This is a genomic window from Corynebacterium belfantii (assembly GCF_041898185.1).
Classification (GTDB): domain Bacteria; phylum Actinomycetota; class Actinomycetes; order Mycobacteriales; family Mycobacteriaceae; genus Corynebacterium; species Corynebacterium belfantii.
On sequence record NZ_CP157823.1, the window covers coordinates 2,748,360 to 2,769,183 of the forward strand.

At 57.0% G+C, this 20,824-nt stretch carries 19 protein-coding genes and 4 pseudogenes; 10 read left to right on the plus strand and 13 right to left on the minus strand.

Annotated elements, in window-relative coordinates:
* Positions 1-98: 98 nt before the first annotated feature.
* From ABMV07_RS13560 to ABMV07_RS13570, 3 genes are all read right to left on the minus strand, one after another.
* Complete coding sequence (locus ABMV07_RS13560; RefSeq protein ID WP_088266569.1) at positions 99-863, minus strand: ABC transporter ATP-binding protein; 765 nt, start codon at positions 861-863, stop codon at positions 99-101.
* Positions 864-928: 65 nt separating this feature from the next.
* The gene (locus ABMV07_RS13565; protein WP_088266562.1) at positions 929-2,026 is read right to left on the minus strand and encodes a FecCD family ABC transporter permease; all 1,098 of its coding nucleotides are present in this window, start codon (positions 2,024-2,026) and stop codon (positions 929-931) included.
* The gene (locus ABMV07_RS13570) at positions 2,023-3,006 is read right to left on the minus strand and encodes an iron ABC transporter permease (protein WP_088266568.1); all 984 of its coding nucleotides are present in this window, start codon (positions 3,004-3,006) and stop codon (positions 2,023-2,025) included. The genes ABMV07_RS13565 and ABMV07_RS13570 overlap by 4 nt, the downstream gene beginning before the upstream one ends.
* A gap of 405 nt (positions 3,007-3,411) precedes the next feature.
* Between ABMV07_RS13570 and ABMV07_RS13575 the strand changes: the two genes are divergently transcribed.
* The gene (locus ABMV07_RS13575) at positions 3,412-3,534 is read left to right on the plus strand and encodes a hypothetical protein (protein ID WP_268829404.1); all 123 of its coding nucleotides are present in this window, start codon (positions 3,412-3,414) and stop codon (positions 3,532-3,534) included.
* Here ABMV07_RS13575 and ABMV07_RS13580 read toward each other — a convergent pair.
* Positions 3,492-3,776 (minus strand): annotated as a pseudogene (locus ABMV07_RS13580) (transposase); the annotation flags it as partial. The gene ABMV07_RS13575 and the pseudogene ABMV07_RS13580 overlap by 43 nt on opposite strands.
* Before the next feature lie 6 nt (positions 3,777-3,782).
* Between ABMV07_RS13580 and ABMV07_RS13585 the strand changes: the two are divergent.
* The 3 genes and pseudogenes from ABMV07_RS13585 (at position 3,783) to ABMV07_RS13595 (ending at position 5,397) form a co-directional block, all read left to right on the plus strand.
* A pseudogene (locus ABMV07_RS13585) lies at positions 3,783-4,143 on the plus strand (transposase).
* Positions 4,140-4,490 carry an IS3 family transposase gene (locus ABMV07_RS13590; protein ID WP_196977070.1) on the plus strand — a complete coding sequence of 117 codons (351 nt, stop codon included), beginning with the start codon at positions 4,140-4,142 and terminating at the stop codon, positions 4,488-4,490. The pseudogene ABMV07_RS13585 and the gene ABMV07_RS13590 overlap by 4 nt, the downstream one beginning before the upstream one ends.
* A gap of 565 nt (positions 4,491-5,055) precedes the next feature.
* On the plus strand, positions 5,056-5,397 hold the full coding sequence (locus ABMV07_RS13595) for a zinc ribbon domain-containing protein (protein ID WP_234914306.1): 342 nt from the start codon (positions 5,056-5,058) through the stop codon (positions 5,395-5,397).
* 21 nt (positions 5,398-5,418) lie between these two features.
* Here the strand turns inward: ABMV07_RS13595 and ABMV07_RS13600 are convergent, their stop codons facing one another.
* The 5 genes and pseudogenes from ABMV07_RS13600 to ABMV07_RS13620 form a co-directional block, all read right to left on the minus strand.
* Positions 5,419-8,007, minus strand: a complete 2,589-nt coding sequence (locus tag ABMV07_RS13600; RefSeq protein WP_374064725.1) for a DEAD/DEAH box helicase — start codon at positions 8,005-8,007, stop codon at positions 5,419-5,421.
* Positions 8,007-9,854, minus strand: a complete 1,848-nt coding sequence (locus ABMV07_RS13605) for a site-specific DNA-methyltransferase (RefSeq protein ID WP_374064726.1) — start codon at positions 9,852-9,854, stop codon at positions 8,007-8,009. The genes ABMV07_RS13600 and ABMV07_RS13605 overlap by 1 nt, the downstream gene beginning before the upstream one ends.
* Entirely contained in the window at positions 9,855-10,031 is a 177-nt protein-coding gene (locus tag ABMV07_RS13610) for a helix-turn-helix transcriptional regulator (protein WP_374064067.1), read from the minus strand.
* Between the two features lie 76 nt (positions 10,032-10,107).
* Positions 10,108-10,236, minus strand: a pseudogene (locus ABMV07_RS13615) (IS3 family transposase); the annotation flags it as partial.
* A 115-nt stretch (positions 10,237-10,351) separates the two neighbouring features.
* Positions 10,352-11,273 (minus strand): annotated as a pseudogene (locus tag ABMV07_RS13620) (IS256 family transposase); the annotation flags it as partial.
* A 47-nt stretch (positions 11,274-11,320) separates the two neighbouring features.
* Here ABMV07_RS13620 and ABMV07_RS13625 point away from each other — a divergent pair.
* The 6 genes from ABMV07_RS13625 to ABMV07_RS13650 all read left to right on the plus strand — a co-directional run bounded on the left by ABMV07_RS13625 (position 11,321) and on the right by ABMV07_RS13650 (position 13,361).
* The gene (locus ABMV07_RS13625) at positions 11,321-11,473 is read left to right on the plus strand and encodes a hypothetical protein (RefSeq protein ID WP_197691226.1); all 153 of its coding nucleotides are present in this window, start codon (positions 11,321-11,323) and stop codon (positions 11,471-11,473) included.
* Positions 11,474-11,792: 319 nt separating this feature from the next.
* The gene (locus ABMV07_RS13630) at positions 11,793-12,182 is read left to right on the plus strand and encodes an IS3 family transposase (RefSeq protein ID WP_374064727.1); all 390 of its coding nucleotides are present in this window, start codon (positions 11,793-11,795) and stop codon (positions 12,180-12,182) included.
* A 74-nt stretch (positions 12,183-12,256) separates the two neighbouring features.
* Positions 12,257-12,397: a hypothetical protein gene (locus ABMV07_RS13635; protein ID WP_374065040.1), complete on the plus strand. Its 141-nt coding sequence runs from the start codon at positions 12,257-12,259 to the stop codon at positions 12,395-12,397.
* Positions 12,330-12,557, plus strand: a complete 228-nt coding sequence (locus tag ABMV07_RS13640; RefSeq protein ID WP_374065023.1) for an integrase core domain-containing protein — start codon at positions 12,330-12,332, stop codon at positions 12,555-12,557. The genes ABMV07_RS13635 and ABMV07_RS13640 overlap by 68 nt, the downstream gene beginning before the upstream one ends.
* Positions 12,558-12,652: 95 nt before the next feature.
* The gene (locus tag ABMV07_RS13645) at positions 12,653-12,793 is read left to right on the plus strand and encodes a hypothetical protein (RefSeq protein WP_197693620.1); all 141 of its coding nucleotides are present in this window, start codon (positions 12,653-12,655) and stop codon (positions 12,791-12,793) included.
* A gap of 439 nt (positions 12,794-13,232) precedes the next feature.
* Positions 13,233-13,361 carry a hypothetical protein gene (locus ABMV07_RS13650; RefSeq protein WP_268828339.1) on the plus strand — a complete coding sequence of 43 codons (129 nt, stop codon included), beginning with the start codon at positions 13,233-13,235 and terminating at the stop codon, positions 13,359-13,361.
* A 321-nt stretch (positions 13,362-13,682) separates the two neighbouring features.
* On the opposite strand, the gene ABMV07_RS13655 is transcribed toward ABMV07_RS13650, so the two are convergent.
* From ABMV07_RS13655 to leuS, 4 genes are all read right to left on the minus strand, one after another.
* The gene (locus tag ABMV07_RS13655) at positions 13,683-14,981 is read right to left on the minus strand and encodes a Fic family protein (RefSeq protein ID WP_374064728.1); all 1,299 of its coding nucleotides are present in this window, start codon (positions 14,979-14,981) and stop codon (positions 13,683-13,685) included.
* Between the two features lie 206 nt (positions 14,982-15,187).
* A complete protein-coding gene (locus tag ABMV07_RS13660; protein ID WP_374064729.1) occupies positions 15,188-16,888 on the minus strand; it encodes a P-loop domain-containing protein in 1,701 nt (566 codons plus the stop codon).
* A 113-nt stretch (positions 16,889-17,001) separates the two neighbouring features.
* Complete coding sequence (locus ABMV07_RS13665) at positions 17,002-17,655, minus strand: superoxide dismutase family protein (RefSeq protein ID WP_088266554.1); 654 nt, start codon at positions 17,653-17,655, stop codon at positions 17,002-17,004.
* A gap of 243 nt (positions 17,656-17,898) precedes the next feature.
* The gene (leuS, locus tag ABMV07_RS13670) at positions 17,899-20,775 is read right to left on the minus strand and encodes a leucine--tRNA ligase (RefSeq protein WP_374064731.1); all 2,877 of its coding nucleotides are present in this window, start codon (positions 20,773-20,775) and stop codon (positions 17,899-17,901) included.
* Between the last annotated feature and the right edge of the window lie 49 nt (positions 20,776-20,824).

Below are 20,824 nucleotides of genomic sequence, written 5' to 3' on the forward strand. Positions count from 1 at the left end.
TGAGGCTAACTCTGGAATATAAATTGAGAGGGTGGCGATGAGCCACCCTCTTTATTTTAAACTTGTCTACCTGTGCTTATCTTCCCTCATTCAAAAGGTTAACGGGGGACGACCAATGGACCGCCAGTAACTGGGTCGGTGATGACCAAGGCGTTGAGAGCAAAAGCCTCGTGCAGGATGTGAGGAGAAATCACGTCCACCGGATGTCCACTGGCCAGAATTTCACCATTTTTCATCACGATGAGGTTGTCGCTGTAGCGGATCGCCAAGTTGAGATCGTGAAGTACCATCACGACGGTTCGGTTCAATTCTCGACGCAACTTCTGGACGAGCTCCAAAATCTCTACTGACGTTGCCAGATCAAGGTAGGTAGTGGGTTCGTCGAGAAAGAGGATATCTGTGTCTTGAGCCAAAACCATCGAAATCCACACGCGTTGCCGCTGACCTCCGGACAAGGAATCCAGGGTGCGCGCCGCCAGTTCCAAAGAGCCGGTGAGTTCAAGTGCCTGGCGAACCTCATGCTCATCCGTGGAGGACCATTGGCGCATCCATGATTGGTGAGGGTGACGGCCTCTGGAAACGAGGTCTGCGACTCTAATACCCTCTGGGGCTAGCGGAGTCTGGGGGAGGATACCGATAGTTTGCGCGATATCTTTGCGCTTCATCGTAGAAATCTCGGTGCCGTTGAGGTAGACCTCACCAGCACTTTTGGGGATGAGCTGAGACATCGCCCTAAGCAGCGTTGACTTGCCACAACCGTTTGCTCCGATAATGGTCGTTATCTCTCCGCCGAGGAGGTCTACGTCGAGATTGTCAATGACAGTGCGTTCCTCATATCCCACTATCAGTCTGCGGGCTGCCATGCTGGGGCGTGGAAGCGGAGATGGTGGCGTGTTGACACTGGGGTCATCGGTGTGGAGTAGATGGTTCATTGAGTTGAGTTCTTTCTATTGCGTTGAACTAGTAGATAGATAAGGAACGCTCCGCCGATAGCAGAGGTAAGAATGCCTACGGGTAGTTCAACGGGTAAGAGCGATTGGGTGGCCATGTCTGCCAATAACAACAGAGCGGCTCCGGTGAGTGCGGACGCCAGAAGGGGAGGAGCGGAGGAATCGCATAGGCGAAGGGCCAGTTGGGGCGCGACGAAAGCAACGAATCCAATGGGGCCTGCCACCGACACTGCTACGGCGGCAAGAGCGACTGCCGTACCAAGCAGTGCAATCTGTACACCTCGAATATTTTGCCCCAGGGCGCGAGACAGGTTGGGATCCAACACTGTCACCAAGAGTTGATGACTGATCCACGCTAGAAGTGGGGCCAACAGGAGCACAGCCACAACGACGGGCCAGGTTTTCGACCATTGCGCGGAGGCAAGTGATCCTGTGAGCCAGAGCTGAGCAGTGGAGGCATCTCGCAAGTCTGCACGGATCATCAAGAAGTTCATATATGACGTCAAGAAGGCAGAGATGATGATGCCGAAGAGAACGAGGCGGAAGGAATCAGTCGCGTGCTTCCACGTCAGCATCCACATGACTGCAGCTGTGACGATTGCACCAAAAAGGGCTGCTAAGGGTATTCCAATGCCGCTCAGCCATGCTAGAAAACCGGTGGCGCCGGATCCTAGTGTTATGACGGTGACGGCCGCTGCGGATGCGCCGGCAGTGAAACCTAGAATATCTGGGCTGGCTAATGCATTTCGGGTGACGGACTGGGTGAGCGCACCCGAGAGGCCTAGCGCGCAGCCGACTGCAATCGCGGTCACCGTCCGTGGCATGCGCCACTCCCACACCACGAGCCGTTCGATGCGGGACCCGTGGTCTGTGAAAGTGACCTCGAGTACTCGGGAAGCCGAAATTGGGAATTCGCCTAATCCTATGGAAAAAGTCCCGAGCACGGCAATTGATGTGAGTAATAACAGCGACACGCACAATGCGCGTGGTCGCCATACGCAGGTGAAAGGGCCCACGCGGAATTGTGGACGGCCGGGAACCACAGCCTGAGAGGTGCGGGTAGATAAGGTACTCATGAGATGGACACCATCCGGCGTCGATAAACAAGGGCCATAAAGAATGGGGCGCCCACGAAGGCGAGTACGATGCCCACTTGCAGCTCACCGGGTCGGGCGATGATACGCCCCACGATGTCGGCGGTCAACAACATGACCGACCCAGACAGAGCAGAAAAGGGGATAATCCACCGATAGTCGGGTCCGGTGAAGGCACGAACGATGTGTGGAACGGTAAGCCCAATGAAGGTAATCGGGCCGGCGGCTGCGGTTGCTGCGCCGGCCAGAAGGGCGATGAGAGCCATGCCTACAAGACGAGCGCGCTGAGTATTGACTCCCAGTCCTGCGGCGATGTCATCGCCAAGGTTGAGGAGGTTGAGCTGTGGTGCAGTAGCGCACGCAGCAATGATGCCTACAGCGATAAAGGGGAGAACACCCAAGAAAACAGAGAGATCGCGGCCCGCTATGGAGCCGATTGTCCAGAAGCGCATGTGGTCCAGGCTGGCGTCATTCGTGAGGATGATTCCGCTGATGATGGCGCTGAGGACAGCTGACAGGGCGGCACCACCAAGAACGAGGGTTAGTGGGTTCGAGAGACCACCGCCGACAGATGTGAGTCCGAAAACCGCCATTGTCGCGATGATGGCACCAATAAATGCCCACAGGCTTGTGGCCCACGCGGAGGTGACGCTAAGTAGGCTAAAACTGATGACAACAGCGAGGGCTGCTCCGTAGTTAATGCCTAAGATTCCTGCGTCGGCGAGAGGATTGCGTGTGTGTCCTTGAATCAATGCGCCCGATATGCCCAGTGCGGCTCCAGCAACAAGACCAAGCAGAGTGCGGGGAATGCGCAGTTCGACGATGATTCTCTGATTCACGTTTAAGGCGTCAATATGCGTGAAAGCGGTGGAGAGGTCTTGGAAGACTGAGGCGACTTCTGCCGTGGGGATGGACCGAGACCCGATCATGATGCTCAGGATCGTGCTGGCGCAGAGTAGCATGACAAGTGCCACGAGGCTTACAAGGTGCCTTGAAGGGAAACGAGTACGGAATCGAGGGGACTGGGTGGGGGAAGCTATGGGTTTCTCCTTGAGGGTCCGGGCCGAGTAGCGAAGAGCTGTTGCAGGAGATCGGCCTGTGCGCCTCGTGGTGCCAATCCCTAAGGTTGTAATGGTGGCGACGAGTGCCAGCTTATATGAATTAGGTAACGCTAATCAAAGTTTTTCTCGCTATGTGATGGATGCCGTGCATGTTGTGATATCCGGGGAATGGCTTCAGCGGGGAGCTTCTGCCGTGGCACAGGCTCCGCCTATGAGGTGGAAACTTACTTCTGGTCGACAAATGGGGGGTGTTCCTATCTAGTTGTCAATTCTTTGGGCAGTCTCGTTGGGGGTAAGGAACGGGCAGTGTCACCGCTGATTGAGTTGTTTTCGGGCATGCCGATGAGTCGGCTGGGTATTACCCAGTCGGCTTTGGATTTGTGCGGTTACGCGGCAGCGGCCCCCGTTTCTGCGGTTGTGTCGCGGTAGAATTCTTGGTTTCGCATCATCGCGTATAAAACGTTCAGTCGCCTGCGTGCGAGTGCTACGACAGTGGCGTTATGTCTCTTGCCTTCCTGGCGTTTTCGTTCGTAGAATTGCTGGGAACGCTCGTGGAATCTGATCGATGCAAAAGACGATTGTCATAGGGCGTTTTTTAATTTCTTGTTCCCAGCCCGATTGAGCGCGTTCGACATAATCGATGTCCCCGACTGGTTCGTCCTTGGGGATAAACTGAAGTGCCCCAGGTTTTGTTCCGTTTGAGTAGATGGGAAAATCTGGAACATGCCGAGGAAATTTGATCAGGATGCGAAGGGTCGCGTCGTTCGTTTGGTAGAGGATCGCATCCTGGCGGAGAACCTTTCGATGCAGGCCGCGTGTCAGGCCGTTGCCCCGAAACTAGGTGTCTCGTGGCACACCGCCCGCCAGTGGGTTCAACAGGCCCGCCGGGATGGGGTTATCACTCGTGTTGAAGAAGACGTGATTGCTGAAAACGCCAGGCTACGTCGCGAAAACCAAGAGCTGCGAGACACCAACGAATTGTTGAAAGCCGCTTCGGCTTTTTCGCATCGGAACTCGCCCCACAACGTTAAAAGATGATCCGTTTCATTGATGAATACCGAGATCGTTTCACAGTCGAGATCATGTGTGCGACGTTGAAAAATAATCGTGTAGGCGGCTTCATCACCTCTCGTGGGTACCGCCAATCTAAAGCCCGCGGACTGAGCGCCCGCCGTCTTCGTGACGCTGCCCTTGTGGAGCACATTCGACAGGTTCACGCTGACAATTACGGCGTCTACGGTGTGCGGAAAATGTGGCACGCGCTTCGTCGCGACGGTATTGCTATTGGCCGTGAGCAGACTGCTCGGCTGATGCTCCTGGCCAACCTGTCCGACAAGGGCAAAGGTCGCGCCCCTGTCACCACCCGCACACCGAAAGAGCCCTGATCTGCGGCCTGACTTGGTCAATCGTGAATTCAACGCGCCACGGCCTAACACATTGTGGGTGGCCGATATCACCTACGTGCGGACCAGGAAAGGATTCGCAGACCGTATCAAAGTGGATACAGGGGCTTGTGGGGCGCGGATGACGCAGATGGGGCGAAACCCGATCGCCACTAGGCAAAACGCGCTGTGATGTTGACCGTCGAGCCGCATATTCGGGCAGTGCGGTTTCGGTATCTGGTGCGATCGGGAGGTGGATCCGGGCGACGTGAACCACAACGGGCGTGGCTGACAGTGGAGCGCCAAAAGGTGCGGCAAGCGCCAAAAGGTAGTGCCGGTTACGACTTGCTATTAGCCCTGATCAGAGCGTGTATGTACGTGACACAAAGACAGGAGCCACCACCATACACTACCCCGAACTCGCAACAGTACAAGCTCGCCTGACCTACCGGCTGACCAGCTTCCTCCTTGAAAACCTCGCCACTGGGCACACCGTCGAGTGGATGGACGCATTCCGCGCCCAACGCCACACAGCCAGCGTCCTCAAGATCACCGAGAGGGAGTTGCCTTGGCTCGCCACTCGCGTCGACCCGAGCGGCCACAAGTCTTTCGGTCGGCGCATGTCTGCAAGATCGTCTGCGGCGACTGCGGACGGGCGTTCGGCCACAAGACCTGGCACTCGGGTACCCCGAACCGGGTCGACGTGTGGGAGTGTCCGACGAACTACGTCAAGCGCGGCACCTGCGCCACCAGCCATCTCTACCAGGAGGTGCTGCTGGCCAAGATGGGTGAAGCACTGCAGGTGCTCGCTGGGCGCAACCGCGCGGCGGTCGACCTTGCCCTGGACAGCCTGCGCGCCATGGGTGCGCGGCGTCACCCCTCGACCTCCCACAACGCTGGAGCCTCGTGATGCGCCCAGGCGAACTCGCAGCTACAGGGCGTTGTTGACCGGGCTGGCGAAGGCTTTCAGGTCTTCCCACGAGTCGGCACGGGCGGTGTCTTGCTCGTAGGCGATCAGATAGCCCCAGTGTTGACCGGCGTAGGCATCCTCAGCCACCAATCGGCGCACCAACGCCTCGGCAGCCTTACGCTTGGCCTGCACCTTGGCGTCATCGCGGCCGCGCTCGTCCTTGCCCTCGATGATCCAATGCACCCCGTTGGTGTCCAAGGCCACGAAGTCGGGGAAGTAGCGGTCTTTCGCGTTGTAGTACACGAACGCCTGGTCTTGCGGATGCAACCGATGCCACCACACGATCCCCGGCGACGTGTTGAGCAGGCGAGCAAGCTGGTATTCGCCGGTGAAGGAGTCGAAGGACTCCTCGGCGAAAAGCGACTTGAACCAGCCGCCGTAGACCCGGCCTCGCACGAAATGGTCACGACTCTCGATCTGGTCATGCACCTTCTCACCCAACGGGAGCGTGTAGCTGGTGCTTGGCATCGACTTGGGGTGTATGGTCGGCACCTCGCGGGTGGCTCGCAGTGTCTCGGTTGTGTAGTTCTTGATCAGCGCTAGGAGTTCGGCGCGGGCGGAGTCGAGGGATTTGACGGTCCAGCCGGTGAACGTCACGGCGCGCATGAACTTCGGCACCAGGAACGTGGCGACGTAGCGGGCGGTCTGTTCGGTTTTGGGCACCAGCGACATGTTGATCACTAGTTTGACCAGCGCCTCCTCGGCGTCGGCGTCGTCGATGTGGACGGAGTCGACTTCGGCGCTTTCTCGATCCTCTGCCCGGAGTTTCTTGCCTAGGGCGGCGATGATCTCTTTGCGCAGCAGCACATCCCCAGCAGAGGTGACCCGACGCGCCGCTTGCTCAATCTCGGTGTCACTGATTTCTGACAGGTCAATGGGCGGCTGCTGCACAGTCATCGTCGTCACCGGGAATCGGTAGGACACGTCAGCAAAGTTCGGGTTTCGTCCGATCGAAACCAACTCCCAAGTGGGCTGATCCTCCTGCTCGGTGATGGTGCGAACCCCGACACCGGGCAAACCCGCGCCCGGGGTATCACTGCCGCCGACGGGAACGGTGCCCGGCTGCGGAGCCACACCACCGGCGACCTCACCACTGACACCGGTGCCCGGTTCAGAACCGGTTGTCGTCGTTGGTTGGGCACCGCCGGTCGTGGGCGTACCTGTACCCGTGCCGGACTCTTCGACGGCTTTACGGATCGCCTCTTCTACTTTGGCTTTGTCGGGCTCGGCGATGGCTTCGTCTAGGCCGAACTGCTGCAGCACGTTCTCGGCGTTGAGCAGCTCGGTGAAGGATTGGTGGGCGATGATGTCGAGCTGGTCAATCTGCCACACGCCGGTGTATCTGCCGAACGGCAGCCGCAGCCCGCGCCCCATGGTCTGCTGGGTGAGCACCTCAGAAGCCATCGCCCGCAACGTGACCACGACGGCGATGTTCTTGACATCCCAGCCTTCCTTGAGTTTGTTCACGCTCACCACTGCCAGCACCGGCGATTCGGGCCGATCCAATTCGTCGAGGCGACGCTGGGTCAACTCATCCTCGTGCTTGGAGTCCACCTGCAGCACAGTCTCATCTCGGCCGAGGTATTCCGGGGTGCGCAGCAGCTCGGCTACCTGGGTTGCGTGCTCCACATCGGAGCAGACCACGAAAGCAACCGCGTTCACATGATCGCGGTTCTGGGAAGCCGCGTACGAGTCGTAGTAGGCCTGCTTGAGCGCACGCAATTGCAGCGCGTCACGCAACTGCTGCTCTTCGGAGGCTTCATCGGTGCCATATCCAGTCTTGCGAAACGCCAACACAGGGGCTTTCACATACTTGTCCTGGATGGCGCGGTAGAGCGGGTATTCGAAAATGACGTGATCGGTGGCTTTGTCCACCGACGCGGTCAACCCGATCGCCGCCGCTGGGTCGAGTTCCTTCAACGCTGCATTGAACGCGACCGCGCTGGACCCGTACAGGTGGGATTCGTCGGCGATCACAACCAGATCATCGAGACCCTTGAGGTAGTCGAAGAGCACGCCGGCGTTCTCATCGAACCGGCGGGGCTTACGGCGCATCGCATCCTGCGTTGCGCCGTGGGTGTCCCCCTCGGCCACCTTCGGCGCGATGAGCTGCTGAATGTTGAAGATAAACGCCAGTATTGGCACTTCACGGCCGAATGCGAGTCGGGCCGCGCCGTTCTGCTGGGCGATCCACGCCGAGTAGTCCTGTGGGGTCACCACCTCGGGCGGCACCGCCGCGCCGGTGATGTAGCGGGGCGTGCCGGGCGTGAAATTTTGCACCGTCTTCGCCTGCACCGTCTTGCCTGGGGTGACGATGACGACGTTGCTAACTCCTTGGCGGCGCAGATACTCCACGAACGCTGCCATCAAGTAGGTCTTGCCCACGCCCGTAGCGAGGTTGAGCACCTGCATCACGGTCGGGTCATAGTCACCGTCGAGAGTGAAGACCAGCTGGCGCAGTGCTTCCTTGTTCGGAGCACGCAGGTCGAACTCGGCACTGATCGACTCCAGCATGTCGGAGTCAAAACTGATGTTGAGCTTGTTCGCCATCACTGGTCACCACCTTCGCTGTAACGGAACACATCATCGGGCAATGCGACCACTCGGGATCCCTTCACCAGTTTGCGCAGATGCTGGCGTACGCCGTCCATCACCGTGGTGGCGGCCAGCACGATCGTCTCCCCGGGCTGGATTTGGGAAGCAAGCCAATCAACGATCTCGACCGTGGCAACCCCCTCCACCACCTTCAACAAGGCATTGCCACGGCGGGCATCAAAAATATAGTCATCATCTGGGTGCAACAGTGTGAACCCGAGGTTGGCAGCCACCGACTCGATCAGCGTTTCACCGGTCGCTGCCGCCGTCAGTATCACCCGATCCAAGGCAGGGTCGTAGTCAAAACACGCAGGCGACAGATGGGCGACCTGGAAGCCGCCGCCACCACGCCAGTTCAGCACTTCCTTCGTGCGCCTGGTCTTCGAGGCAGCCTTCAACGCCTTCACCCGGGCATCTTTCTTGGCTTCGGGGTCGTCAGCGATCAGCTTGTTGAGCACGCTCGTGAATTTCGCGGCGTCCTCCGGCGAGACACCATCAGGCAGCCCGTTATCCGTCGCGTCGACTCGTTCGCCCTTAGTCCGCGTAATTCCGCCTGGGTCTTGATCGTTGAGCACCTTCTCCAGGCGAGGGCGCGTGAACGTCGTGAACGTCGACTCCAACAACTCACACGTCACCCAACGACGCCCCATCTTCTGCGCCACCGCAGCCGTCGTCCCCGAACCAGCAAAAACATCCAAGACAATATCACCCTGGTTTGAACCGATATGGATGATCCGCTCTAGGAGCCGCTCAGGTTTGGGGGTTGAAAACACTTCGACATCAGGGAACATTCGGCGCAGATGGTCTCGTTTAGCCTCTTGATTGGAGCCGACCTCCGATGCAGGCCACCAGGTTCGAGGCACAACGCCTTGTTGTACTTCACTCAAGTAGCGTTTGATCACTGGCATCGAATCGCCAGTTGATCCAAACCAAATGCGGTTGTCACTTCGGGCGATTTCAAATGAGGCTCTCGAAAAGCGCCAGAAGGAACCGGCTGGTGGCACTACTACTCGGCCCGACGGTAGCGTAATCGGAAATCGGTACTCGTCGGATCCCGATTTAGCTGTTCCGTTATCACCCTGACGCCAAGGGCCTCGGGGATCGTTGTCTGGGTTTTGATATCGCCCAGTTTGGGCTGCGGACCGTGAAAGTAAGTTTCTTACCTGTTTGAAGTCAACTGTCGACGACTTTTTGTAAACAAGGATGAGATCTTGAGCCGAGGAAATGTCTGTGTCGTTTCGGGCGCCTTGTGCTTTTTCCCAAGCGATTGTTGTAACAAAACTACCGGGCCCGAACACTTCATCAAGCAAGAGACGCATACGGTGGACCTCGTTGTCATCTAGATGCACCCAGATCGAACCGTCATCAGCGAGTAGCTTCTTCAGATGGATGAGTCGGTCACGCATCATGGTCAGCCAGATGGAGTGCTCTAGGTTGTCCTCGTACGAAGCGAACGTCTGCGCGGTGTTAAACGGCGGATCGATGTAGATCAGTTTCACCTTGCCGACGTACTTCTCGGCAAGCTCGGGCACGCGGGTGAGGGCTTCGAGGACATCGCCCGATTCACCCAAGATCAGCAGGTTGTCATCCTGGGGCTCCAGGTCAGCGCGCTCGGAGTAGGCGAACTCGTCACACTTCGGTGTCTGGCTGCCTTGCACATAGTCGTCCAGCACGAGGGTGTGGGTTTCGCAGTAACGCGGATCAGAGGGGTCAACCCACGTGTAGCCGTACTTGCCGGTTTCAGTGGGAATGAGAGCCTTGTCCTTGTTGTACCAGGTGAGCTGCAGGCGTTGAGCGGTCATCTAGTCGGTTTCTCCCTTCGTGTCAGTGGGGACGACCTCGCAGATGTCGGCGATGTCGCAGTCGAGTGCTTCGCAGATGCGGGCAAGGACGTCGGTGGTGACGTTGCCGCCGCGTCCGAGTTTGGACAGGGTGGCGGGACTGATGCCTGCACGTTCTTGAAGTTGGGTTTTGTTCATGTCGCGGTCGATGAGGAGTTTCCAGAGGGGCTTGTAGCGGGCGTGACCCCTGAAAAGTAGACAGGGTGAGTGACAGTTATGCTGCCTTGGTCAGTGTAATAGATTGGGCTTCAAAGACATCGGGCGATATCTGTCCGCACCAAGAGTGCCGGCGCTGTGTGTTGTATCTGATGCACCACCGAAATACCTCCTGCCGGCATTGCAGCGGATTGGCGGGTCAAGTCCGGTGAAGTGGTGTATCTGTCCTTTCTGAATCGGTGGATCGGGGGACAGTGTCAGGGTCGGTGTCAGGGTCCGTCTCGGGGTTGATGTTGGTTCAATTAGGAGGCTGCCTCGATGGTGTCTGCGTCGTTGGCGCGGATGGTAGTGGTAGCTATCAGGCGTCGGGTGTGTTCCAAGCTTGCTAGTGACATATAGCGTTTCTGCTGAATCCAATCGTCATGCTGTTCCGCTAGTACGGCGCCGACGAGGCGGATGACTGCTGCGCGGTTGGGAAAGATTCCTACAACGTCGGTACGCCGCCTGATGTCACGGTTCAAACGCTCTGTTGGATTATTGGACCATACCTTCGTCCATACAGCTTTGGGCGTGGCTGTAAACGCGAGTATCTCATCTAATGATTCTTCCAGGTAGTCGGCTGCGTCGGGAAAACGCTCGGTGCAGAAATCTACGACCTAGCGGGCTTGGTCCCAGGTAGCTTGCGCGTCGGTTTGCTAGAAGATGGAGTGAAACATTCCCGATAGTGTTGTCCACTGGCGTTTTGATACTTTTGAGGACAGGTTCTTAGCAAAATGTGTCCGGCAACGTTGCCAGCTGGCTGTAGGTAGTACTTGACCAACAGCCAGCTTGGATTCCTAGGTGCGCATCGCTGGTGACGAGATAGACTTCGCCAAGACCACGGGCTTTGAGGTCTTGGAAGAATCCGGTCCATGATTCCACGGATTTTGATGTAGCAATCTGTATGCCCAGTAGTTCACGGTAGCCGTCTTTGTTAACGCCGGTAGCGATAAGCACACTGGTTTTAACGACTCGTCCGCCTTCGCGGACTTTCATTGTCAACGCGTCACAGGACAGGTAGAAATAAGGGCCGCTGTCTAAAGGGCGGGTGCGAAAGTCAGCGACCATCTCGTCGAGTTCTTTGGCCATGTCAGACACTTGTGTTTTCGACAGATTGTTAATGCCCAGCGTGGCCACCAAATCATTCATGCGTCTAGTGGAGACCCCTTTGAGATAACACGTTGAAGTGTCCTAGGTTTTGTTCCGTTTGAGTAGATGGGAAAATCTGGAACATGCCAAGGAAATTTGACCAGGATGCCAAGGACCGTGTGGTCCGTCTCGTGGAAGACCGTATCTTGGCGGAAAATATGTCGATGCACCCCGCGTGCCAGGCAGTAGCTCCAAAGCTGGGGGTTTCATGGCACACGGCCCGTCAATGGACTTAAGCCTGCCCGCCGTGCGGGAAACATCCCAGAACCTGTGCCTGCAGACTTGGCCGCCGAGAACGCGAGGCTACGTCGTGAAAATCAAGAGCTACGCGACACTAACGAGCTACTGAAGGCTGCCTCAGCTTTTTTCGCGTCGGAACCAGACCCCAAACGTTAAGAAATGATCCGATTCATCGATGAATACCGGAGTAGTTTTTCCGTCGAGTTCATCTGCACTGGCGTTGAAAAATAACCGGGCTGGTGGGTTTATCACCTCGCGTGGGTATCGCCAGTCCAAGGCCCGAGGACTTAAGCGCTCGTCGCCTTCGTAACAGTTGTGCTGATTGAACGCATTAGTGCTATTCATCGGGATAATTACGGCATCTACGGCGTGCGGAAAATGTGGCATGCTCTTTACCGTGACGGAATCGATATCGGTCGTGAACAAACTGCTCGGTTGATGCGCCTAGCCGGTGTTTCTGGCAAAGGCAGATCACCTCTCACAACCCGTAAGCCTAATGTGCCTGATCTGCGCCCAGACTTAGTCGAGCGTGAATTCAAAGCTTCGGGCCCGAATAAACTGTGGGTGGCCGATATTACGTATGTGCGCACGAACAATGGCTTTGTGTACGCCGCGTTTGTCACCGACGTTTACTCTCGACGGATCGTTGGGTGGGCGTTATCAGACTCCATGCGGACTTCAGGCGTTGCCGCTGCAAGCTCTTAACCAGGCGACCCAAGTGTGCTGAACAAACAACAGGGCTCATTCACCATTTAGATCACGGCTCACAGTACGTCAGCGTGGTCTACAACGAGCGACTTGCCCAGCACGGCATTACAGCTTCCACCGGAACTGTCGGGGATTCTTATGACAATGCTCTGGCAGAAAACGTTAACGGCCCCTCACAACAACGAGCTAATCCATACTCACAGGTGGGATGATGTTGTCGAGGTGGAAATCGCGACGTTCGAGTGGGTGTCATGGTGGAACGAAGATAGACTCCACCAAAGCTTGGGATACCGACCCCCAGTTGAAGTGGAAACCGATTTTTGGAAGCAGAACCCGCAACAGGGAATAATAGAAATCAAGGCAAATGCCTAGGAACAAAACCCGGGGCACTTCACCTGCAAGATTATGGCTCCAAAGCTGGGTGTTTCGTGGCACACGGCGAGGCAATAAACGCAAGCCCGCTCGACGTGAGGGGACACGTTACTGAACGGTTGCCTGAGGACCTTGTGGCAGAAAACGCACGGTTACGTCGAGAAAATCACCAGCTTCGCGACACCAATGAGTTGTTGAAAGCCGCCTCGGCTTTTTCGCATCCGAACCAAGCCTAAAACGTTAAGAAACGATTCCGATTCATCGATGAGCATTGGAATCGTTTCTCTGCCTTGTTCATCTGCCAGACGTTAAACACACATCGTGAAGGCGGTTTTCTTAGCTCGCGTGGGTACCGCCAATCCAAGGCGCACGGGCTTAAGTGCCCCTAGTCTTCGCGACGCTGCTCTTGTGGAGCATATTCGTGACGTTCATTTCCGAAAATTACGGCGTCTACGGGGTGCGGAAGATGTGGCACGCGCTGCGACGCTAGGGCATTGACATTGGGCGTGAGCACACAGCCCGGCTGATGCGCAGCGCTGGGCTGTCTGGCAAGTGCAAAGGAGGAGCACCTGTCACAACTCGTAAATCTAAGGGCCCGGATCTTCACCCTGACTTGGGCAATCGTGAATTCAAGGCCCCTTGGCCCCAATCGGCTGTGGGTGGCGGACATTACTTATGTGCGCACTAGGACAAGGCTTCGTGTGCACGGCTTTTGTCACCGATGTGTACTCCTGGTGGATCATCGGGTGGGCGTTGTCTGATTCAATGCGCACCGAGGCGCTGCCGTTGCAAGCACTCAACTAGGCGATTGTGTGCGCTAAGGAAACAACGAACTGATTCATACCCGCACTTGGAACGATGTCGTCGACGTGGAAATCGCCACGTTCGAGGGGTGAATTGGTGAAACGAACCACGCCTGCACCAGAGCCTCGGCTACCATACGCCGGCTGAAGTAGAAACCGAATTTTGGGAACATCACCCAAGTCACGACATAATAAAACACAAGGCAAATGCCTAGGAACAAAACCCGAGGCACTTCACACATCCCAAATCCAGATTCACCATCCAACGAATTACTATGCATCAAACGCATAACCCGCGTGGTTTTCGTCGCTAAGCACAAACCTAACCGAGCAAGGCAGACTCAAGAGGCAAAACTGGTGGGTTGGGAACCGCGCGTCCTGATGGCTGCGCCAAGCGAGTATCAAACTGACTACTTGCTAGCTGGCGATCCGCATGAGTAATCAGGCTTAAGATGTCGTCGGCATAATAACCAGTCGTGCCTCGAGTACCGATAACTTTTCCACGCAAAATGCCCGCAGTCTGCAAATCTTCAAGCGCCCGGCGTGCGTTGGACCAGGTCACACCGTACAACCGCTCTAGCGTTTTAGCTGTCACAATCGGATGCGCCACAAGACCTGTGAGCAGTTTGAAATCTATCGAATCTGCACGCAGCGCACGGGTTTTACCTTGGCTTTTCCGGTAATCGTCTAAGCGTTGCTCCCAATCCTGTTGGATCTCTAATAACTGGTCAGCTAGTAAATTCGCCTGTGTGACGGCTTCCTGCGCCGCATCAAAAAAGGTATCGAGCCAACGAGGAAAATCACCTTGACGAAACGCCGTAAGCCCTTCGACATAGCGTTTGGACCACGTGCCCAAAATTAAACTAATGGGCAAGATTGTTTGATGTGTTAACCCACGACGCAATAGAGTCCCATGAATCAAGGCACGCCCAACACGGCCGTTTCCATCCGCGAACGGATGAATAGTTTCAAACTGCGCATGAATAATTGCAGCCTGGGTCAAAGCTCCATGTGCGGCACCATTAAAGTACCGGCAGAAATCGGCCATTAAGGCGGGAACTTCTTCGGGAGGTGGCGGAACAAATTCGGCCCCAATGGGTGTTCGACCAGATCCGCCAATCCAGTTTTGAATCTTTCGTATCCCTACAGGAACCGTTGGGTGCGCGCCAAGGAGCTCAGATTGCAGCTGCCCAAGATGCTCTGGGGTAATTTCTGGTGTAGTAGCAAAGGAATTTTCTACAGAACGAAGCACTTGTAGGTTTCTCGCCACGGCTTCAGCACTTTCTTTGAAGCCACGGACGTCTTCTTCTTGTGCCAATTCGGCAAGAACAACTTTGTCAACGTTGGGTGCAATGCCTTCAATGCGTGACGACGAAATCGCTTCCGAGCGCATCAGCAGGCGCGCAATGCTTTCCAATTGCCCCGCACCATCTCGCCGCCCTAAAGCAATAATGTTTCTCTCGATTTCCGCAGCTTTTTGCGCCAATTCCACAGGAATAACGAGACTGGCATCTGAAAGCGTGTCGGGGATGTAGGCCTCATAGCGGCCGCCTTGTCTATCTCTTCGAGAAATGCCACTACCGTCAGCCGGTATCCAATTACGCGTAACCCATTGAGGCATGTTTAACGCCTTTCCATTCCCCAAAGCCTGTTTCATGATTGTTTAACAGTTATCCAAACATGAAATCAGGGTGAAAGCAATGGAAAACAGTTATCCAAACATGATCGCACGCCGGTTGCGCCGCCGCTGTGAGCAATTTTTGTACCCTAAGGTTGCAAAACCGCAGGACGGCTTCTCAAAAACGGGGCTTAAGGTGCAAAAATTGCTCACGCACCAAGCGAACCAACAAGCGAAAGCCCGCGGTAGCGGTTGAGCGCGGCCATGACTTCCTGCGGCCGGGGCATAGCCACCCGTCCTGGGTGCCGCTCGGCGTGGGAGCCTGCTCGTTGCCCGCTAAGCGCTGCCCACCCGTGGGTTTCTATCTCCGCGAGTACGTCGTTGACCAGTGTGATCATGGGCGTGTGGCCGTCGGCACGCTTTTCTAGGGCTGCGATGATGCGAGCGATTGCTTGGGTTTGGGAACTGCAGGCGAGTTGGCTGATGGCGCGGAGGTCGATGTCGTCGCGACCGTGTTGGATGGTGTCGATTCCGCGGGCGCGCGGCAGCTTGGGGGTGCGTCCGCGCTGGTCACGCTGGGTGCGGACGCGCGCGGCCACCCGTGGAGTGGGCCATGCCATGGGTGCGAGGGTGGGCGCTGTTGGGGTGGTGTTGATGAGTTGTTGTGCTTGGGTGGTTGCATCGTGGGGTGTGTAGGCGTCCATGGCGATGACGGTGTCGGCGATGTCGATAAAGGCGCCTGAGCCGCCGGCGACGACCACTGTGGAAATACCGTGGTCGCACCATAGTTCGCGGGCGCGGTCGACGAGCGGGGTGATGGGTTCGCGGTCGGCGGGAACGAGACGGCGCATGCGTTCGTCGCGAATCATGAAGTTGGTGGCAGAGGTGTCCTCATCAATGAGGAGTGTGCGCGCGCCCGCCTCGAGTGCTTCCATCAGGGCGGCGGACTGCGATGTGGAGCCTGAGGCGTTGGTGGTGGAAAAGGAGGTGGTGCGCTCCCCCGACGGCAAACCGTTGATGAACGGCGAGATGTCCACGCCCGTGATCGCGCGGCCGTCTTCAGCACGCAGGGCGACGGCGGTGAGGTCGGCGACCACTAGCTCGCGACCATCGCCGGCAACGTGGTCATAAACACCTGTGACCAGCGCGGATAGCAGTGTAGACTTGCCGTGGTAGCCGCCACCAACGATGAGCGTCACCCCCTGCGGGATCCCCATGCCGCGCACGGTCCGCCCCGATGGCAACGTGAACTCATGGGCTAGGGATTCTGGCGCCACGAACGGGATCGCATGGGACTTTGGCTCATCACTATTGCCCGCCTGACGAGGCAAAATGGAACCATCGGCAATAAACGCCACCAGCCCAGCGCCTGCGAGCGCACCCCGCAGCGCAGCCTGATCGCACTCCAGCGCCGCCGCCGCTTCCAACTCGGCCCGCAACGCATCCCCACCAGCGGTTATGCACAGCGCACGATCCAGTGCCCGCGGCAAGGTGGTACACAGCAACTGGGCCGCCTCACGCCCGCGGATACGCCGCCCTCGCGCTGGCAGCTGCACCTCAAAACAAATCTGCAGTGCGTCGTCTAGCTGCGTCACCGCCGCCCGCGATAGCACCTGCTGGCCAGGACAATCAATGGCCAAACCGTGGCAGAACTCCCCCGCGATTCGGCGATTAAGTAGGTCACGTTGGTGCGTCGATAAGCTCCCCGAAAATGGCAGAGCGGCCAGCGGAACCCGCACACGGCTTAACGACGCCGGCGCGTACGGATCAGACTGCACCTTGTCCAGAAACAGCTCCGCCCCGGGGACACCCTCCAAGGCGTGCCGACCCGCAATCGACTTGTACGCGCCATAACCCTTGCCATCTAAACTGCTCAACCGCTGAAATAAAGTGCCCATAGAACACCGCATGCTACCGCATGTCTGAGCCAGCCCGTGAGCAATTTTTGTATCCTAAGGCCGCAAACCCGCAGGACGCCCCCTCAAAAACAGTGCTTAAGGTACAAAAATTGCTCACACGAGGCTTATTTTGCTTCGATCACGCCGCATGCAAACCGAGCGCCAGCGTCGCCGGTCTTCAACGTGTCCTGATCAGGGCCTTCTGGTGCATAGCGCTCGGGGATGTTGGCAAAGTTATCGCGGCCTTCGTGCACAATGAGGCTGGCTCCATCGGTGCCGAGAAGCAGTTCGGGGGTGAGAGCGTCGGTCGTGACAGTCAACTTTGCAGTACCATTCTTGGCGACCAAAAGTGAGGGCAAATCCCCGGCGTGCGGATGGTATCCGCCAGAATGATCGGAGCCATGGGAATGATCTGGGCCGCTTAAATGACCTCCAGCGGACTTGAAGTCACCTTCACACTTACCCTTATCGTGCACATGGAAACCATGGAACCCTGGCTCCAGCCCCTTTGCGTCCACGTTGATTTCGGTCCCAGCCTGTGTGGTTGTAAAAGTAACCGTGCCGGCGTCTTCGCCCTTCTGCGTGACGAGCTTCGCAGTAGCAAATGGCGTTCCCATCTCGCCTGACGACGTCTCACTTGCCGATGCATTCATCGAGGCATTTTCAGTTTGCTCACCGCTGCCGCAAGCTGCGAGTGCGCTTGCTAGGGCAAATCCTACGCCCAGCATGGTGAGCTTTTTTGATCGTGGGGAAAGCGCAAAGACTGCACGAGTGTTCATTGTTGGCCTTTCATTGAGTCAGCTATCCCACCATGCCACTTGACAGCAATAGACTATTAAATGGCAATTAAAGATAGCGTTTTGTATTGAAAAGCACTCTAGCATTGCCGAGATAATTTAGCTAAACCCAATTTATCGAGTCAGATCGGGGTGACGCTCCACAATTCCCCCTCCCAGCGCGCCCGTGAGCCATACACACAAATCGGCCCAGCAATCTCGCTGGGCCGATTTCTCGTGTTGTAGTTACTTGACCACTAGGTTGATCATTCGCCCTGGGACGACGATCTTCTTGATCACATTCTTACCTTCGATGTGTGCTACCACAGCATCGCAGGCGAGTGCGATTTCGGAGATTTGGTCTTGGGTGGCGTCGGCAGGCACCATGATGCGGGCGCGGACCTTGCCGTTGATCTGAACTGGCATCTCTACTTCGTCGTCAACGAGCCACTTGTCTTCGTGCTCAGGGAAGGCGACGAAGGTGATGGTGTCGTTGTGTCCGAGGCGCTTCCAGAGCTCTTCGGCGATGTGTGGTGCGACAGCTGCAACCATGATGACCAGTGGTTCGACGGCTGCGCGTGGTGCACCGGTAGAGCCGTATGCCTTGGTCAGGTAGTTGACGTATTCGATGGCTTTGGCTACCACGGTGTTGATGCGCAGGCCTTCGTAGTCGTCACGCATGCCGGCGATGGTGCGGTGTAGTTGCTTGAGGTCGTCGTCGGTGAGTGCGGCGTCGGTGACAACGATGGAGCCGTCGTCTTCAGAGACGACGAGGCGCCAGAGTCGTTGGAGGAAGCGGTGGGCACCGATGACGTCCTTGGTGGACCATGGGCGAGAGGTGTCCAGTGGGCCCATGGCCATTTCGTAGACGCGGAGGGTGTCGGCACCGAAGTCGCGGCAGATGTCGTCAGGTGCGACGGCGTTCTTGAGGGACTTGCCCATCTTGCCGTATTCCTGGTTGACTTCTTCGCCCTGGTAGTAGAACTTGCCGTCTTTTACTTCTACTTCGTCGGCTGGGACGTACACGCCACGGGAGTCGGTGTAGGCGAATGCTTGGATGTAGCCTTGGTTGAAGAGGCGTCGGTAAGGTTCGCGGGAAGTGACAAAGCCGAGGTCGAAGAGGACTTTATGCCAGAAGCGGGAGTACAGGAGGTGGAGCACGGTGTGCTCGACACCGCCGACGTAGAGGTCAACGCCGCCGGAGCCTTCTGCACTGCGGGGGCCTGTCCAGTAGCGTTCGTTTTCGATGTCGCAGAAAGCTTCACTGTTGGTGGGGTCGATGTAGCGCAGTTGGTACCAGGAGGAGCCGGCCCACTGTGGCATGACGTTGGTGTCGCGGGTGTACTTCTTCAGGCCGTCGCCGAGGTCGAGTTCTACTTGGGTCCACTCGGTGGCTTTGGCCAGTGGTGGGTGTGGTTCGGAGTCGGCGTCGTCTGGGTCAAAGGAGACTGGTTTGTAGTCTTCTACCTCGGGGAGTTCGACGGGCAGCATGGACTCGGGTAGTGCGTGGGCGAGGCCGTTTTCGTCGTAGACGACTGGGAATGGTTCGCCCCAGTAGCGCTGGCGGGCGAAGAGCCAGTCGCGCAGCTTGTACTGGATCTTTTCGAATCCTTTTTGCTTGTCGACGAGCCACTCGATAACCCGAGCAATCGCCTCCTGCTTGTCCAGGCCGTTGATGTTGAGGCCTTGGTCGTTAGCGGAGTTCACGGCTACGCCGGATTCGGTGTAGGCCTCTTCGGCGATGTTGCCGCCAGCGACGACTTCGCGAATGGGGAGGCCGAATTCGGTGGCGAACTCGTAGTCGCGGGTGTCGTGTGCAGGCACAGCCATGATTGCGCCGGTGCCGTAGCCGGTGAGGACGTAGTCGCCGATGAATACTGGGATGCTCTCGCCGTTGACAGGGTTGACGGCGTTTACGCCAAGGTAAACGCCTGTCTTTTCCTTGTTTTCTTGGCGTTCAAGGTCGCTCTTTGCAGCGATGGAAGCGCGGTAGGCCTTGACTGCTTCCGCAGGGGTGGCTTGGCCGAAGGCCCAACGGGGGTCGATTCCTTCGTAAGAGTTCGTGCCGGCGGCGACGAGGGCGTCGACAAGCTCGTGCTCAGGGGCGAGAACCATGTAGGAGGCACCGAACAGCGTATCTGGGCGGGTGGTGAACACAGTGATGGTGTGGCCAAGGGCGTCAAAGTCCACCTCGGCGCCACGCGAACGACCAATCCAGTTGCGCTGCATGCTCTTGACCTTGTCCGGCCAATCCAGCAGGTCAAGGTCGTCGATAAGACGATCCGAATATGCGGTAATACGCATCATCCACTGCGACAACTTCTTACGGAACACAGGGAAGTTACCGCGCTCCGAACGGCCGTCCGCAGTGACTTCCTCATTAGCCAACACAGTGCCCAAACCAGGACACCAGTTCACCATGGAATGAGAGCGGTAAACCAAGCGGAACTCATCCACAACCTTGGCCTTTTCCACCGCATCCAACTCGGAGTACGAGTCAGCAGAGCCCTCGAAGCCTTCCGGCAACGCCACTTCACCCGACTCCAGAAGCGGAATCAGCTCAGAGATAGGGCGAGCCTTTTGCTGCTTGGTATCAAACCACGCATTGAAAATCTGCAGGAAGATCCACTGCGTCCACTTGTAGAACTCCGGATCAGTGGTAGCCACGCTACGGCGAGGATCATGACCCAAGCCCAATGCACCCAACTGGCGCTGCATGTTCGCAATGTTGGCCATGGTGGTCGTGCGTGGGTGCGTACCCGTTTGGATCGCATACTGCTCAGCTGGCAGACCGAAGGCATCGTAGCCCAAGGTGTGCAAAACATTCTTGCCTAGCATGCGGTTAAAGCGAGCGAAAACGTCCGTCGCAATGTATCCCAGTGGGTGGCCTACGTGCAGACCAGCACCCGACGGATACGGGAACATATCCTGAACAAACAGCTTGTCTTCAGGGAGTTTGTCTCCAGAGACGGCTAAATCGCCCACGGGGTTGGGGGCGTTAAAAGTACCGTTATCAATCCAGTACTGCTGCCATGAACGCTCGATCTCACCGGCCAGTTCGGCGGTATAACGAAACGCAGGATCTGCTGAAGTATCAGGGGTGTTTCCGCTCGGATTAGTCATAGTCAAATAGTGTAGTAGCAGCCCATGACATTAACCGCATGAAGGTGTA